Below are 15,403 nucleotides of genomic sequence, written 5' to 3'. Positions count from 1 at the left end.
CTCAAGCCAGGATCTTCGTCACCCGTTCGAGCAGTGTTTTCAACTCGAACGGGTTGGAAATGACTTCGGTGTTCGCGGGCAGACCGTCATGGGCTGCCTGTGTTTGCGTGGCATAGCCGTTGATGAGCAAGGTCGTGCAGCCAGGCGTCAAGGCCACATTCATTTCTATCAGTTGCTGGCCCTTCGGGCTGTCCGACAAGGCGGTGCCACCGACCAGCAGGTGCGGGCGCAGCCCCTTGCGCAGGGCGGCAAGCGCTCGATCGGGGCTGGCAAAGGCGTGTACGTCATAGCCTGCCTCGCTCAACAGCTCGCTGATGACCAGCCTCATCGCCGCTTGATCTTCGACCAGCAGGATCGACTGCGCATTTGGCGGGGGCGACAGGCGCTGCGGTTCGTGGGCTTGCAGGGTTTCAGCCCTGGGCAGGTAAAGGTGGACGCAGGTGCCGCTGCCCGGGATCGAATCGAGGTGCATCTGCCCACCTGACTGACGCACGAATCCGTACACCATGGACAGCCCAAGGCCGGTGCCCTGGCCCAGTGGCTTGGTGGTGTAGAAGGGTTCGATGGCCCGTTGCGCGACATCCGCAGGCATGCCCTGGCCGTCGTCCTCGACACGCAAGTGCAGGTATTGGCCCGCAGCGAGCCCCAGGCGCTGCGCTTGCGCCGGGGCCATCTCCAGGTTTTCGCAATGGATCTGCAGGGTGCCACCGTGGGGCATGGCTTCGCGGGCGTTGAGGCACAGGTTCAGCAGCGCGCTTTCCAGTTGCGAGGGGTCGATGCAGGTTGGCCACAACTGTGAGGCTGTGCGGTCGATGAGCTGGATGTCCGAGCGCAGCGAGCTCTGCAGCAGCGCAAGCATGTCGCCGACCAGTTGCTGGATGTCGGTGGCGCGGGGCAGCAGTGTCTGTCGGCGCGAGAAGGCCAGCAGACGCTGCACCAATGACGCGGCCTTGGATGCATTTTGTTCGATGATGTCGAACAGGCGGCTCACCTCATCGTTATGCGGCCCGCCCAAGCGTGGCTTGGCGAGCTCCAGAGCACCGAAAATGCCGCCCAGCAGGTTATTGAAGTCGTGGGCGATGCCGCCGGTGAGCTGGCCAACCGCTTCCATTTTCTGCGCCTGGCGCAACGCCTGCTCGGCTTCGTACAGGCGCTCCTGTTCGAGCGTGCGCTCGGTGATGTCGTAGGCGAACAGACAGGCGCACAGTAGTGGGTTGTCGTCGCTGCGTAGCGGGGTGATCCGTAGCTCGTAGTAGCGCCGATAGGGTGGCCCGTCGAAGGCGACGCTCTCGATCAGGGTTTCACCCGCCAGCGCTCGGGTAACCAGCGGCAGCAGGCAGTGGAGCGGTTGTTCCAGGCCTGCGAGTGACTCGTCGATGCGATCGCCAATCCTCGGGCAGAAGCCATGCAGGCGTTGGAATGTCTGGCGGGCGGTACGGTTGATCGCTTGCAGGCGCAGGTCCGGAGCGATGACGAAGACATTGGCCAGGCTGTGATCGACCAGCTCGATGAACAGCCGGCGTTCGGCCAGGGTCTGGTCGAAGCGCTGCTCCAGTTGCTCGTGCACCCGGCGCATCAGGACGTTGTTCAAGGGCGACATTTCGGCTTGCTGCGCCAGCCTGTTTTCCAGCTCGCCGTTGCGCTGCTGCAAGGCCAGGATCTGTTGGCGCAGTTGGGTGGGATCGTCCATCGCATGCTCATCCTTGGGCAGATTAGCCTCACTATAGCGGCTGATCCTTCAAAACGAGCGTACGATACGCCCCAGTGTCTCCATTGCAGTCTCCGTGGCGTCGTTCCAGGGGCTGCCGTAGTTCAGCCTGATGCAGTTACCGAAGCGCCGGGTCGGCGAGAAGATAGGCCCCGGTGCGATGCTGATGCCTTGCGCCAGGGCCATGTGGAAGAGCTTGAGCGCATCCATCTGCTCGGGCAGTTCCAGCCACAGGAAGTAGCCGCCGGCGGGCTGGCTGACCCGTGTCTGCGCCGGGAAGTGGCGGGCGATGGCGGCGAGCATGCTGGCCTGCTGGCCTTCCAGGGCATAGCGCAGCTTGCGCAGGTGGCGGTCGTAGCCGCCATGTTGCAGGTAGTCGGCGATGGCGGCCTGGGCCGGCATCGAGGCGCACAGCGATGTCATCAGCTTGAGCCGCTCGATCTTCTGTGCAAAACGCCCGGCGGCGACCCAGCCCACTCGGTAGCCGGGCGCCAGGCTCTTGGAGAACGAGCCGCAGTGCATTACCAGCCCGTCGCGGTCGAAGGCCTTGGCCGGCTTGGGCGCTTGCTGGGCGTAATACAGCTCGGCGTAGACGTCGTCCTCGATCAGTGGCACCTGGTGGCGGTGCAAGAGTTCGACCAGTGCCTGCTTTTTCGCCTCGGGCATGCTCGCACCGACCGGGTTCTGGAAGTTGGTCATCGACCATACGGCCTTGACCGGGTGTTTCTCCAGGGTTTGTGCCAGTACCCCCAGGTCCATGCCTTCACGTGGGTGCACGGGAATTTCCACGGCCTTGAGCTTCAGGCGTTCGAGTACCTGCAGGCACACATAGAAGGCCGGGGCTTCGATGGCAACCAGGTCGCCAGGCTCCGTGACGGCCTGCAGGCACAGGTTGAGGGCCTCCAGCGCGCCATTGGTGATCAGCAGCTCTTCCATCGGCAGCATCAGGCCGCCAACCATGTAGCGCAGGGCGATCTGGCGGCGCAACTGCGGGTTGCCCGGTGACAGGTCGGTGACCACCACGCGTGGGTCCATGGCGCGGCTGGCGCTGGCCAGCGAGCGGGCCAGGCGCTGCAGCGGGAACAGGGTGGGGCTGGGGAAGGCCGAGCCGAAGGGGACGGTATGGGGGTCCTTGATCGAATCAAGGATGGAAAACACCAGTGCACTGACGTCGACATCGGTGGATTCACTGACCGGTGCCTGTGCCTGTGGTTCGCTGAACTGGCGAGGTGCGTGGGTATTGACGAAGTAACCCGAACGCGGCCGGGCACGAATCAGCCCGCGGCGCTCGAGCAGGTAGTAGGCCTGGAACACCGTGGAGGGGCTGACCCCGTGGGTCTGGCTGGCGTAGCGTACCGAGGGTACACGCTGTCCGGGGCCAAGCACCCCGGAGCGGATCAGTTCGGCGATATCGTCGGCGAATCGTTCGTAACGTTTCATCGTTGTGTTTTTTTCGGCCTGGCAGGCAAGGTTGAAGGCAGTGTAAGGGATCAGCGGTTCAGTGGCGCGACGAAACGGCTGCGTGCACGGCTATACACCTGCGGCTGGTCGCTGTCCTGTACTTCGAACGTGAGGTCTACCGAGCTGCTCGTCGGGCGATCGGCGAGCATCGCCACCGATACCGGCAGCTCGCTCATTTCTCCGGCGGGAATGAACACCGCTTGCTTGCCGTGCAGCACGAAGCCTTCGGCGTCGACCAGACGCAGTTGATAGTGCTGGGGCTGCTGGGCCTTGTTGATGATCTTTAGCAGGTAGATGTTCTCGATCTGGCCCTGGGCGTTCTCGCGGAACAGGCCGCGGTCCTTGATGACGTCCAGCGACACCATGGGGCGCATCTGCAAGGCAATCACCAAGGCACCGATCATGACCACCAAGGCCGTGGCGTAACCCAGCAGGCGCGGTCTCAGCCAGTGGGTGCGGCCGCCTTGCAGGTTGTGTTCGGACTTGTAGCCGATCAGCCCGCGGGGGTAGCCCATCTTGTCCATGACCCCGTCGCAGGCGTCGATGCACGCGGCGCAGCCGATACAGGCCATCTGCAGGCCGTCGCGGATGTCGATGCCGGTGGGGCAGACCTGCACGCACAGGGTGCAGTCGATGCAGTCGCCCAGGTGCTGTGCCTGGCGATCGCTGCCTTTCTTGCGTGGGCCACGGGTTTCACCACGACGTGGATCGTAGGCCACGGCCAGGGTGTCCTTGTCGAACATCACGCTCTGAAAGCGCGCATAGGGGCACATGTGCATGCACACCGCTTCGCGCAGCCAACCGGCGTTCAGGTAGGTGGCGGCAGTGAAGAAAACCACCCAGAACAACGCGACGCCGCCCAGTTGCAGGGTCAGCAATTCCTGGGCCAGCGGGCGGATGGGGGTGAAATAGCCGACGAAGGTGAGGCCGGTGATCACGCCGATGGCCAGCCACAACCCGTGCTTGAGGCTGCGGCGGACGAGCTTTTCGAGGCTCCAGGGCGCGGCGGCCAGGCGGATGCGCTGGTTGCGGTCGCCTTCGGTGACTTTTTCGCACCACATGAACAGCCAGGTCCAGACGCTCTGCGGGCAACTGTAGCCGCACCACACCCGCCCGGCGAAGACGGTGATGGCGAACAAGCCGAACGCGCAGATGATCAGCAGTGCCGACAACAGGATGAAGTCTTGCGGCCAGAAGGTCGCGGCAAAGATATGGAACTTGCTGTCGGCAAGGTCCCAGAGCACGGCCTGGCGGCCGTTCCAGTTCAGCCAGGCCGTGCCGAAGAACAATACGAACAGCAGGCCGGCGAAGCCAATTCGCAGATTGCGGTACAGGCCTGTGAAGCTGCGGGTGTGGATGCGCCCGTTTGCTTGGCGCTTGGGGGTGTTGGCCGCAGGCTCGATCTGGATGATTCGGAAGGGGATTCTCTCGCTCATGGTGGTTCGCTCATCAGGCCTCGATCAGGCCCGGGCACTATGGCCCCCGATCTGTTTACAGCACAGGCTCAGGTAGGGCGATAAAAACCATATCAGATGAACGAGAACTCCCTTGCAGGCCTCAGATCACGGAGCCTGGAGCACTGCTCTTGAGATGTCTGCGACTATCCACCGCACCGATCACGGTCAGGGCGTCGGCTTCGGCTTCGGTGATCGGTATGCGTTCACCCGCCAGCACCGCGACCGACATGCGCAGCTGTTCATCGGTGAAGATCTCGATCTCCGGCCCCAGGCCTTCTATGCGTAGCTTGTCACCGATCAAGCCTGGCAGACGATGATCTTCTTTTGCTCGGGCAGATTGAGGCTCGGCCAATTAGGCGTAATAGCCGCTGGGATGCACCTTGAGGGTTTGGCAAAGGCGCCGCACCGGGTAATCCGTCGAGTGCTTCTTGATGAAGGCGTACTTCAGCCGCACTCCTTGGCAAAGTACGCGGCGGCCTTCTTTAAGATGTCTCGCTCTTCCGTCACGCGCTTGAGTTCAGCGCGCAGCTTACGCAGTTCGGCTTGCTGGTCATCGTCTTGCTGACGCTGCTCTTGGGGTTTGATGTAGAGCTTGATCCAGGCGTAGAGGCTGTGAACAGACATGCCCAAGCGCTGGGCAATATCAGCGACAGGCTTGCCTTTCTCGGTCACTTGCTTGACCGCTTCGATCTTGAATTCTTCAGGGTAACGCTGACGACTCATGGCACCTCCTATTTGGGCCTCATTATGAGGCTTGGAGGTGTCTAGGAAACCAGGGGCGATTCAGTTCACAGAAACCATGGAGCCATCATCGCTTACTCGTTGGTGACCAATCAAAACTGTGTGACCACTAACGGTATAAGTTATGGTCGTTGACCAAGTATTATTCTTCACTTTACCAGGTTTTGCAGCATAGCCACCCATGTTGCTAAAAAAGTAGTCAGATTGCCCCGCTCGACCATTAGATCTGTTATTGAAATATCTAAGCTCGGCTTGTAGTGATTGTCTTTCGTCAATTTTAAAAGTTCTTGCTAAGCCAAAGAAAATCCTGATCATAGTAATCTTTCAGAGTAGCGTGATAATACTGCAGCAACAGATCATTTCGCGGTCGCCAATCTCCACCCCTATACTGGAGGTCATTGCTACCCTTAGCCCCCCCTGCGACAGCGAGCCCCGAGTAGTTGCTGGATGCCCGGCTAGCAGTTTGAGTCAGCTTACCAGCTGCTAGTGTCAGTCCAGGGATCTCCTTGACCGTGAGCATTGCTCCACCGAACGTCTGTGGAAACAGCCGGCCATCATTAATAACCAAGATTGGCAGGGTAGATGAAAGTGCATTCCCCACGACAAGTTCGGACTCGGAAACCTTAGCTTTGAGATTCCCACCTCCCCGAGACCAACTGGAGACAGGAGTACCATCGCTGTCGACAGGAGTCATTGAATTGGAAGTTGCCTGCGTAGGGTGATCAATGCCGCCATCAATGTTAAATCCAGCTATTGCTTGAATATCAAGACCGAATCCCACAATTCCAGATGTATAGCCAGAAGAGAAGTCTACTTTAAAGCCCTGTGCTGTTTGGCGTTGATCCTGAGCGTCTGTTTCTCGATTGTTGTTGTTGAAGTAAAGTGTTCGCGAGCTAACTACTGCTTTGCTGTCTTGGATGAAATCAGTGGCATTGGTTTGCGCGACCATAACTGCAGCCGCTGATACAAAAAAGTAACGTACTACACACATGAGCTGCTCCCGGGGAATAGTTTTAGTTATAGGCAGTCAGTCTTTTTCTTGCGGAGCATTAAGCTGTTACGCTGTCGATCCAGCTCAAGCACGCTCGCATTCAACAAATCAGGTATGTCAGCCCCGCTTTCTACTCTAGATATCCATTCCAGAACAGCATGTTTAAGAAGCCAATGCGGGGAACGATCTATCCTTTCGGCAGCTGACTTAAGTCTTTGCTTTGTTATTGTGTCAACCTTAACGCCCAAGGTGGTATGCGACATCGGAACCTCCACTTATCCTGGGCATTGCGACAGAGCAGATCTCCCAGTTGCTAACGCCAGCTACGGCAGTGCCGCTCCGGCCATCAAAAAAATGCCCAGTTAATTAACACTAAATATGAGCACGAGCTCTAGCAAATAATCCACAAATCAATAGCAGGCCTTTTTCGCCCAGTAGTAAACGTACCAGTGAAACAGCTAATCTATCCTTTGAAAGTTTTATTCCACATTTCCAGCATGCTGGATTGATTTGCAATGATGTATGCATAATCAGGTTTCATCATTCGATCTTTCTCTGCTTGGGTGAAGTTGATCTGCTTGTCCAGCTCTGCTGGCAATGAGGCATTAGAGACTGTTGGGACGTAACCCATTTTTTGAGCGAACGCGATTTGTGCCCGTGGATCAAGCATGGCATTGAGGTATTGGGAGGCCTCTGGCTTCCTTCTAGATTTTTTAGGAATTCCCGCACCGTAAACGTTGGGATACCCACCTTCTGTGGGTACGACAGATGCCAACGGCATCCCGGCTTTTTTCCACATGTATCCCCGAGCCTTCGAGATGACTGTGATCCAAATATCTTCCGACTTCAAGGCAGCAGCCACGGCCTCGGTGGAGGGAAGAATTTTCACACCAAGAGCGCGAAGCTCTGCTAGCTTGGCCTGGGCGGGGGTAAAATCAGTCATTGATCCGCCACCCGCTAAGGCAGCTACCGCGATATTTGTATTGAAGAGGAAGTCAGACAGTCCGATTCGCCCTTGATATTTGGGATCCCAAAGGTCGGCAAAGGATTTCGGCGGAATTTTGATACGGTCAGTGTTATAGACAATGACATGTGCCGAGTAGATAGTCGGTATCGAAAATTCCTGCCTTAGGAAGGGAAGTACATTTTCGAGGTTCGGCACCTGATCAGCGGTGATTGCTTCCAATGCATCACGCTGTGCTACGGCCTGCATATCAAAGTCAGCCAGACAACATATGTCCATCGAACTGCGTCGGGAAAGTCTCTCAGCTAGCACCTTGGTACGGCGCTCCGTTGGTGAGCCAATGCTTTGAATAACCTCGATGCCTTGCGGCTTCAAAAGCACGTCTACACTCGAACGAAGCAAATCGCCAAAGTCTCCGCCCCAAGTTCCTACCACCAAGGGCGTATCAGATGCACCGAAAGAGAATCGGGGTAAAAAAAGTGCGGCAGCAGCAGTGGCAGTAGTGACGGCAGCACCACCCAAAAACTTACGCCGAGTAATATCAAACATAGCGAACTCCAGGTTTAAGGATGAGATTTATATCTCATTATACCGCTGACCCTTGCGATCTAATGGAGGGGGACTCATTGAAAAATGATGACACAAGTTGAAGCGCCAACTTCACTTTTCCGTGATCATAGTAATACTCATCGTGCATGAGGTTGACTTGACCAATTACGCCTTCAGGCGATTTGATTGGAACGTTCAACAGAGAGGCGCATCCCATAGCGAAAACTTTTTGGTGGTCTGGGTAATCACGTTCAATTTCAAACCGATCAATTGCAACATAGGCTAGGCCTGTATCGCGAACGAACGCCATTTTTGGCCCTTGATCCATTGGTTTCCGTCCTCGATCAGGGAAAACCTGAGGGTTGCTGCTATAAACGCGCTCTGCCTCATCGGCACCGCTATCGTAAAGCAGTACCGTCATGTATTTATGACCTACTTGCTGAGCGAGCCTTTCATCTAGGTCACCCAGAGCCTTCATGAAACTGACGTTTTGAACGACCATCGTCAGGCTCCCATGGTTTTGACGTAATTGCGGTGAATCAACCAGTTTGACAGTGTTGCGAGGAGCAATGTTGTGACGATGAGTACCAACGCCATGGCGGCGCCGAATGGCCAGTTTGATGCTTTTGCGATCTGGTCATACAGCGAAGGAGCCATCATGGTTAAACCAGTACCGCCCAGCAAAACCGGGGTCGCATATGCGTTCATGCAGAGAATGAACACAAGCATGGTTCCCGCTGCTACGCCAGGAGCTGCAATGGGTAGCACGACGCGACGGAAGGTGGTAGCGAATGTAGCCCCCAAATTCTGGGCCGCTTCCTCAACCGAGAAGTCGATGCCCTCTAGAACGCTTTGAAGAGTAAGAATCATGTAGGGCATGACTACTGCAGTAGTGCCAACGATCACTGCAAAGGGCGTGTACATGAACTTGATAGGTTCATCGGTGATACCCAGCCACATCAGCGTTGCGTTGACCACACCGACATTACCCAGGATCACCATCCAACCAGCCGCACGAACAACGTTCCCTACCATGAGTGGAAACACGAGCAGCACAATGAACAGGCTCTTGTAGCGACTCTGGGTTTTTGCCAAAAAGTACGCGACAGGGAAGCCCAGTACAAGAGCAAAAACCGTACACAGGGCGGCAACGCCGAGGGTGGAAATAAAGACCTTACGGTAATACTCATCGCTAAAAAACTTTACATAGTTCTCTAGTGTGAAAGTTTCCACCATCAAGTCCATTGGATCAAAATGGTTAAAGCTGTAACCCATCATGAGAAACAGTGGTACGACTATGATGCCTAAAACTACGACAGATGCTGGAAACGCAATGCTTGCACCTGTAACTTGAGAAGAGCCGCTCATACTTTCACCTTTTACTCTGCAAACAGAACGCAATCACTGGAGCGGAACGAAGCAACAAGTGGCGATCCAGGGGCGATGGCTGTGTTTGCTGAGGAAGCATTATTGGGTACGTGCAGATTTAAGATGTCCCCACCCTGCAGGCGCAGGCGGATGTCGATGAGGGAACCAAGGTAAGCAGCCGATTCGACCCAGCCATCAAATACGTTGTCGGACTCCGGATGGGCTCCCACATTGATACGCTCCGGACGGATACCAATTCGTCCAACCTTCTGACCGCTGGCGACTTGGATGTTGGTGCCGGCTTCGCTCACAAAACGCCCATTCGCCACGAGGTTTCCTTTGAAGAAGCTCATCCGTCCAAGGAAGTCAGCTACAAAGTGGTTGCTCGGAGAATCGTACAGTTCCTTTGGTGAACCAATCTGCTGAACTCTGCCGTTGTACATAATTGCCATGCGGTCAGAAATGGCAAGGGCTTCTTCTTGGTCATGCGTTACGAAGACAGTGGTAAGACCGAGATTCTGTTGCAGCGAGCGAATCTCTTCACGCACCTCCACGCGAAGCTTGGCATCCAGGTTGGAGAGTGGCTCGTCGAGCAGGAACACTTTGGGCTGAATGGCCAATGCTCGGGCAATCGCTACGCGCTGCTGCTGGCCTCCAGACAATTGGCGAGGGTAGCGATCACGGAATGAGGTCATCCGCACCATATCCAAGGCCGTGGCGATTCGACTATCACGCTCTTTGCCGGAAACGTTATGCATCTCCAAGCCGAATGAGACGTTCTGGGCCACCGTCATATGTGGGAACAGGGCGTAACGCTGGAAGACCATACCAGTGTTACGCTTATGAACTGGCAGGTTTGTGACGTCAGTTTCGCCGATATGGATGCTTCCCGCTGTCGGTTCAATGAACCCTGCGATCATCCGAAGCGTGGTCGTTTTACCGCAGCCGCTTGGGCCTAGGAATGCGACCAACTCGCCGTCTGCGATCTCCAGCGAAAAGTCTTCGAGCGCTACCGCATCGCCAAACTGTTTTTTCAACTTGTTGATAGATACTTTGGACATAGCGCTACACCACTTGGCTGAGTTTGACGAAACGGTCGGTCACCAACATCACGATCCCTAGCAACAGAATCTGAACGGCAGAGACTGCAGCGATGGTGGGGTCGAGGTTGAATTCGAGGTACTGCATAATTGCAATTGGAAGCGTCGTCTTACCGGGGCCAACTAGGGCCAACGACAGCTCCAGGTTCTCGAAAGAAACAATGAAGGAGAACAGCGAAGCTGCAACGATTGAAGGCCGAAGCATGGGCAGCGTGACTCGGCGAAATGCCGCCCAGCTGGACGCTCCGAGGTTACGTGCAGCTTCTTCAATCGAAGGGTCTAGGCCTGCCATACCGGTGGAAACCAAGCGCACCGTCCACGGGATGGTCAGGCATACGTGAGCGATTACCAGCCCACCGAATGTGCCTACGATGTCCGTATCTAATACATTTTCAGCTCGCATGTAGAACAGGTAAATCGCGATGCCTGCCACGATGCCTGGGATAAGGAGTGGAGATAGTAGGAGAGTGTTGACGAACTTGCTCCCCAGGAAACCATTCCGAACGATCCCGAGCGCAGCGGCTACTCCGAGAATGACCCCAGTGATCGAGGCTACAGCAGCTACCTGAAAGCTAAGCACCAAGCCATTCATGAATGACGAGTTCTGCCAGGCGCTTTCGTACCACTTCAGCGTGTAGCCAGATGGTGGGAAATGCGGGATGGCATCGACAAAGAAGCTCATCCATACAACGAAAATGAGCGGGCTGAGCATGAAGAAGTACATCATGCAAACGAATACCCGGTGTAGCAAAGATGACCATCTCACTCGCCGCCTAACCTTGGGTGCCGTAGCTGCTGAGATATTTGAAGCGGCAACGCTGGACATGACGATGTCCCTCACATAGAAAAAACTTGGGCGCATCCTTGCGATGAGCAACGAGAACAACTCAAGCAAATGCGCTTTTAGCTTTTCTCTGGATAGGGATAGCACTCATTGCCCAAGCCTTCTGATGGCTGGCGATGAACGTCACTACGATGAGGGTGATAGGAAGGAAAACTCATTGACGTACTCCTCTCGGAAGCCTGGTTTTTGTGATTAGTGGCAGCATACGAGTAAGCAATCTTCGTTAAGAAGATGAAGCCCTTGATCAGGGCAACGGGATTTCTTCCCGAATTGTTGTAGGTCGAGAATGATCCGTCACAAAACCTGTGTAAAGTGCGAAAATTTTTGCTATACATGCGAAAAATGCATGTTTGGAGCAGGCTATGTTGACGACGAAAGGCCTTGAGGCCCTCCGCGCTTTTGTCGAAACAGGTTCAGTGACTCAGGCTTCGGTACGCCTGAACCGCACGCAACCGCAAGTGGGTAGGCTGCTATCCAATCTTGAGGAAGAGGTCGGATTTGCGCTGTTCCAACGCACCAAAAAACGACTCAGTCTTACTCCAGATGGATGGAGCTTTTATCGTCAGGTTGAACGCCATTTGGCTAGCCAGGAGTCTCTTCAAAAGCTCGCTGGCCGTCTAAAAGCCAGACAAAATAACCACGTTCGAGTACTGACTGCCCCTCATCTCAGCAACGCCATCGTGAACGATGCGCTAGCCATAATGGCCGAACGCTCAGCGCGATTTTCCGCAAGCATCGATTCACGGGTGAGGCTCGATATTGAGACATGGGTTGGTCAGGAAAACTTCGATCTCGGCGTGACCGTACTCCCCCTAGAGAACCCCCTGTTAGAGGTTGAGCCATTCATCAGCGTAGAGGTGGTAGCTGCCATGAGTGCCGACCACCCTTTTGCATCCAAACCAGTCATTACCGTAGACGACCTTTCGGGGGAGTCGCTGATTGCTCTCCATCCTCGCTCCTTGATTCGTCAGTCATTGAGTCTAGTCACGGAGTCCCTGCAACCTCAGCCAAACATCAGGTTCGAAACGACTAATGGCATCCTCGCGTGCCAGCTTGCTGCTCGAGGATTGGGTATCGCAATCTCGGATCCTTTCATCGCAACCTCAAGCGAGGTGCCTCTTGTGCTTCGACCGTTTCAGCCAGCTATCACTTTGGACTACGGTTTCATTTTCCCAGCCTGGCAGGAGCGCAGTGGAGTGGTGAACGAACTGGCCAATTTGATCAAGGAGCATGCGGAGAAGCGAATATCAGCAATCCGGGATCAGCAACGCTATGCTTAATATGCGTTAAACGCACATAATCATGAAATTTACGAACTTTACGCACGTTGCAAGAAGTCGCAATCTGCTGCCGTCAACCTTGATTTGCGGTGGAGAGATTTGATGTCAGATGCAGATATTGGCAGTGTAGCTTGGCGGCTGCCCCCGAGTGAATACCTGGCTAGGCGGGAACGCGACTTCACCGTTCCTTCGGCCCCCGCGTCCCAGTACATCGCTATGCGAGATGGCTGCAAGATCGCGATTGACGTTTTTCTCCCTCAGACGGAAATCGATGCTCACGCTGATCGGCAATTCCCAGCAATCGTCGTCTTCACGCCCTACTATCGTCGTTTCAAGGTTGCAGAAGGTTCGAAGCAAGAATGCAGTCCCAACACCTTCAAGTACCGTGACCAGTTCGTGCCCTATGGTTACGCAGTGGTAGTGGTCGATGTTCGTGGTACAGGCGCAAGCTTCGGTAGCCGTGATAGCTTCCGCTCTCCAGCTGAGCGAGCTGATACTGTCCAAGTTGTGGATTGGATCATCGCCCAGTCATGGTCGAACGGGCGCGTTGGTGCCACAGGCGTTTCGTACCTCGGCGCCTCATCTGACTTCCTCGCAAGTACCGGCCACCCTGCGGTCAAGGCCATCGCACCTCTGTTTTCGGTATGGGATACCTACCGTGACAATTATTACCCTGGGGGTATCCAGGTTAAGTCACTAACTCGCCTGTACGACGACATCATGATTGGCTTAGATCATGACCGCCGCGACGTCTTGAGGCAGTTCGCGTACTTTAATCATCCAGACTTCCAAGGCCCACAGCCGGTCGACGAAGATCACAACGGCGAGATGTGTGCCGCTGCTATTCAAGAGCACTTGGCCAACTTCAGGCAGACTGACTTCATGGCTGAATTCAAGTTCAGCGATGACTGCCTGCCCTACGATAAAAACTTCACGCCCGCGACTTTCAGCCCCCACTCTTACTGTGCAGGCACCCGCAGTGACCTCGCCATCTACTCGGTGTCTGGCTGGATGGATGGCACCGGGTACATGAACGGAGCAATCTCGCGGTTCCTCACTCTGAGTGAAAACCCGAAGCACCTGCTGCTAGGCCCCTGGGATCATGGGGCACGTATCAATGTGTCCCCGTGGCGTCTCGAGGAAACTGCTCAGTTCGGTTTGATGCCCGAGTTGCTGCGCTTTTTCGATCATTACCTGCAGCAGCGCCCAACCGGTCTCGACCAAGAAGCACCAATTCACTATTTCAGCATGCACGACGAACAATGGTGTGCTGCTGAGCAGTGGCCACCGACCGAGATTGATTCGGTGCTGTTCTTGGGCAACAACCAAAAGCTGTCCGCCGAGCCGCCCCAGGAAGGTGCCAAAGACGAGTATCAAGTCGACTTCCGTCATGGCAGCGGTAACGGTACTCGGTACGAGCGAATTGCTGGCGTAGACAGCCGTATTTACTATGCTGACTGGCAAGGGCGAACAAAGGATCTATTGAGCTACACAACAGCATCGCTACCTGATGGCCTGGATATCTGCGGCCATATCGTTGCGGACTTCTGGGTCGAATCCAATCAGCCTGATGCCGCACTGTTCGTCTACGTCAGCGAGATCGAGTCAGACGGAACAGAGCGCTATGTCACTGAGGGGCTGCTGCGAGCACTTCTGCGCAAGGAAACGACGCCACCAGCGACCTACCGCACCACCTGGCCATATCAGAGCCTTGCGCGGAAAGACGCGCAAGTAATGCATCCGGGAACAGCGGAGCATATTCGCCTTGCACTAACTCCAACGGCTTGGGCGTTCAAGCCTGGCAGCAAGATTCGGGTGTCGTTCGCAGGAGCAGATAGCGATCACTGTGGCCAAATTCCTCACGGTCGCCCACCACGATTGAAAATTCTGCGTGGCGGTTCGCATCCATCGAAGATCATCGTTCCATCACGGTGAGGTGTGGCCAATACAGATGTACCAGCTATGAGTTGGAGCTTGAGGGTTCTTCAGCATCCAGTATGGCTTGAACCACAATAAAGTAGGTCACAAAAATGCGAGGTCTGGCATGTGGTGAGGCCTCGCAGCAAGTGTGGAACTATTCTGGGCAGCATACGTATTACACGTAATAAACCTCCGCGCAGTACCCTTTAAGACGAAAAAAAACCGCCAGAAATGGCGGTTCTTTAAAATCTTGCTCGGAGTCTCCGACTCTCCACGGCTGGGTTTAAGGTGCCGTTAAAGAGGTCACTTCCTCTAAGAGGGTTTGGTGTCGGATACATACACAATCAGGCTAACTTTCGTATACTCATTGCGTCAAGGCGCAATATTCACTGGCGCCAGGACTCGACGGTTTCAGCGCCGTGCTCAGCTTTCCAGGCCTTCAGAACCGCATGATTCCCGCCCTTGGTCTGAACAACTTCGCCGTGGTGCGGGTTTTTATAGACCTTTACTTCGCGAGGCTTACGGCTGGTCTTCTCTTGGGCGGCAAGGGCGGGAGCACGTGCCGAAGCCTTGGGATCAAGGATATTGATCACCTCGCGCAGGCTGTATCCGTACTCACCGAGCAAGGCTCGCAGTTTCTCTTCAAACTCCATCTCCGCCTTGATGCCCGAGTCACCCTTCATGGCTTCGAGTTCTGCCAATTGCTGAGCGAGTTGTTGCTCCAAACGACGGAATTCTACGAGACGAGACATGGGGACGGTTTCCTTTAGGAGGCTAATGATCTATCAAGATTACAGAATCGGCTGAAGAAAGTCATAGCATTCTCAGATCGGCCAAGCCCCATGATCCGGCAGAGCGGCCCGCCCTTCAGTGACTAGGGTTGTAACGCTAATTCTGGAATGTAACAGCGCCAACGTTGCATTCCCAAAACCACGTTACAAGCCCCATAACCATTGGGTTTGCGACCAAATCGCAAGCGGAGCGCGCAAGCTAGGAAGGCTGAAGGCGTGAGTATGGAAG

14 protein-coding genes and 1 pseudogene are annotated in these 15,403 nt (G+C 55.3%); 2 read left to right on the top strand and 13 right to left on the bottom strand.

Going from position 1 to position 15,403, the window contains the following annotated elements:
• Position 1: 1 nt before the first annotated feature.
• The 12 genes and pseudogenes from HU748_RS12760 to HU748_RS12710 all read right to left on the bottom strand — a co-directional run bounded on the left by HU748_RS12760 (position 2) and on the right by HU748_RS12710 (position 11,066).
• Positions 2 to 1,690 (bottom strand): ATP-binding protein, encoded by a 1,689-nt coding sequence (locus HU748_RS12760; RefSeq protein WP_186720599.1) that lies wholly within the window; start codon positions 1,688 to 1,690, stop codon positions 2 to 4.
• A 48-nt stretch (positions 1,691 to 1,738) separates the two neighbouring features.
• Entirely contained in the window at positions 1,739 to 3,148 is a 1,410-nt protein-coding gene (gene mapR / locus HU748_RS12755; protein WP_186663959.1) for a GntR family transcriptional regulator MpaR, read from the bottom strand.
• A 50-nt stretch (positions 3,149 to 3,198) separates the two neighbouring features.
• Positions 3,199 to 4,605 (bottom strand): cytochrome c oxidase accessory protein CcoG, encoded by a 1,407-nt coding sequence (ccoG, locus tag HU748_RS12750; RefSeq protein WP_186720598.1) that lies wholly within the window; start codon positions 4,603 to 4,605, stop codon positions 3,199 to 3,201.
• A gap of 121 nt (positions 4,606 to 4,726) precedes the next feature.
• Positions 4,727 to 4,936 carry a DUF3203 family protein gene (locus tag HU748_RS12745; protein ID WP_186665398.1) on the bottom strand — a complete coding sequence of 70 codons (210 nt, stop codon included), beginning with the start codon at positions 4,934 to 4,936 and terminating at the stop codon, positions 4,727 to 4,729.
• Between the two features lie 45 nt (positions 4,937 to 4,981).
• Positions 4,982 to 5,349 (bottom strand): annotated as a pseudogene (locus HU748_RS12740) (transposase); the annotation flags it as partial.
• A 60-nt stretch (positions 5,350 to 5,409) separates the two neighbouring features.
• Positions 5,410 to 5,682: an OprD family outer membrane porin gene (locus HU748_RS26605; RefSeq protein WP_272979738.1), complete on the bottom strand. Its 273-nt coding sequence runs from the start codon at positions 5,680 to 5,682 to the stop codon at positions 5,410 to 5,412.
• Positions 5,645 to 6,358, bottom strand: coding sequence for an OprD family outer membrane porin (locus tag HU748_RS12735; protein WP_272979737.1), 714 nt, complete (start codon positions 6,356 to 6,358; stop codon positions 5,645 to 5,647). The genes HU748_RS26605 and HU748_RS12735 overlap by 38 nt, the downstream gene beginning before the upstream one ends.
• A 463-nt stretch (positions 6,359 to 6,821) precedes the next feature.
• A complete protein-coding gene (locus HU748_RS12730; RefSeq protein ID WP_186720597.1) occupies positions 6,822 to 7,871 on the bottom strand; it encodes an extracellular solute-binding protein in 1,050 nt (349 codons plus the stop codon).
• Between the two features lie 37 nt (positions 7,872 to 7,908).
• Positions 7,909 to 8,373 carry a hypothetical protein gene (locus tag HU748_RS12725; protein WP_186720596.1) on the bottom strand — a complete coding sequence of 155 codons (465 nt, stop codon included), beginning with the start codon at positions 8,371 to 8,373 and terminating at the stop codon, positions 7,909 to 7,911.
• A gap of 2 nt (positions 8,374 to 8,375) precedes the next feature.
• On the bottom strand, positions 8,376 to 9,239 hold the full coding sequence (locus tag HU748_RS12720; protein WP_186663967.1) for an ABC transporter permease: 864 nt from the start codon (positions 9,237 to 9,239) through the stop codon (positions 8,376 to 8,378).
• 11 nt (positions 9,240 to 9,250) lie between these two features.
• Positions 9,251 to 10,300, bottom strand: coding sequence for an ABC transporter ATP-binding protein (locus tag HU748_RS12715; RefSeq protein WP_186663969.1), 1,050 nt, complete (start codon positions 10,298 to 10,300; stop codon positions 9,251 to 9,253).
• Positions 10,301 to 10,304: 4 nt separating this feature from the next.
• Positions 10,305 to 11,066 (bottom strand): ABC transporter permease, encoded by a 762-nt coding sequence (locus tag HU748_RS12710; RefSeq protein ID WP_238343341.1) that lies wholly within the window; start codon positions 11,064 to 11,066, stop codon positions 10,305 to 10,307.
• Positions 11,067 to 11,545: 479 nt separating this feature from the next.
• On the opposite strand from HU748_RS12710, the gene HU748_RS12705 reads away from it, so the two are divergent.
• Entirely contained in the window at positions 11,546 to 12,463 is a 918-nt protein-coding gene (locus HU748_RS12705; RefSeq protein WP_186720595.1) for a LysR family transcriptional regulator, read from the top strand.
• Between the two features lie 102 nt (positions 12,464 to 12,565).
• Positions 12,566 to 14,398 (top strand): CocE/NonD family hydrolase, encoded by a 1,833-nt coding sequence (locus HU748_RS12700; protein ID WP_186663975.1) that lies wholly within the window; start codon positions 12,566 to 12,568, stop codon positions 14,396 to 14,398.
• A gap of 371 nt (positions 14,399 to 14,769) precedes the next feature.
• Here the strand turns inward: HU748_RS12700 and HU748_RS12695 are convergent, their stop codons facing one another.
• Positions 14,770 to 15,135, bottom strand: coding sequence for a histone-like nucleoid-structuring protein, MvaT/MvaU family (locus HU748_RS12695; protein WP_186663977.1), 366 nt, complete (start codon positions 15,133 to 15,135; stop codon positions 14,770 to 14,772).
• Positions 15,136 to 15,403: the final 268 nt, after the last annotated feature.

This window comes from Pseudomonas sp. RW3S2, assembly GCF_014268955.1.
In the GTDB taxonomy this organism is placed as follows: domain Bacteria; phylum Pseudomonadota; class Gammaproteobacteria; order Pseudomonadales; family Pseudomonadaceae; genus Aquipseudomonas; species Aquipseudomonas wayambapalatensis.
This window is presented reverse-complemented; position numbering and strand designations above follow the sequence as displayed.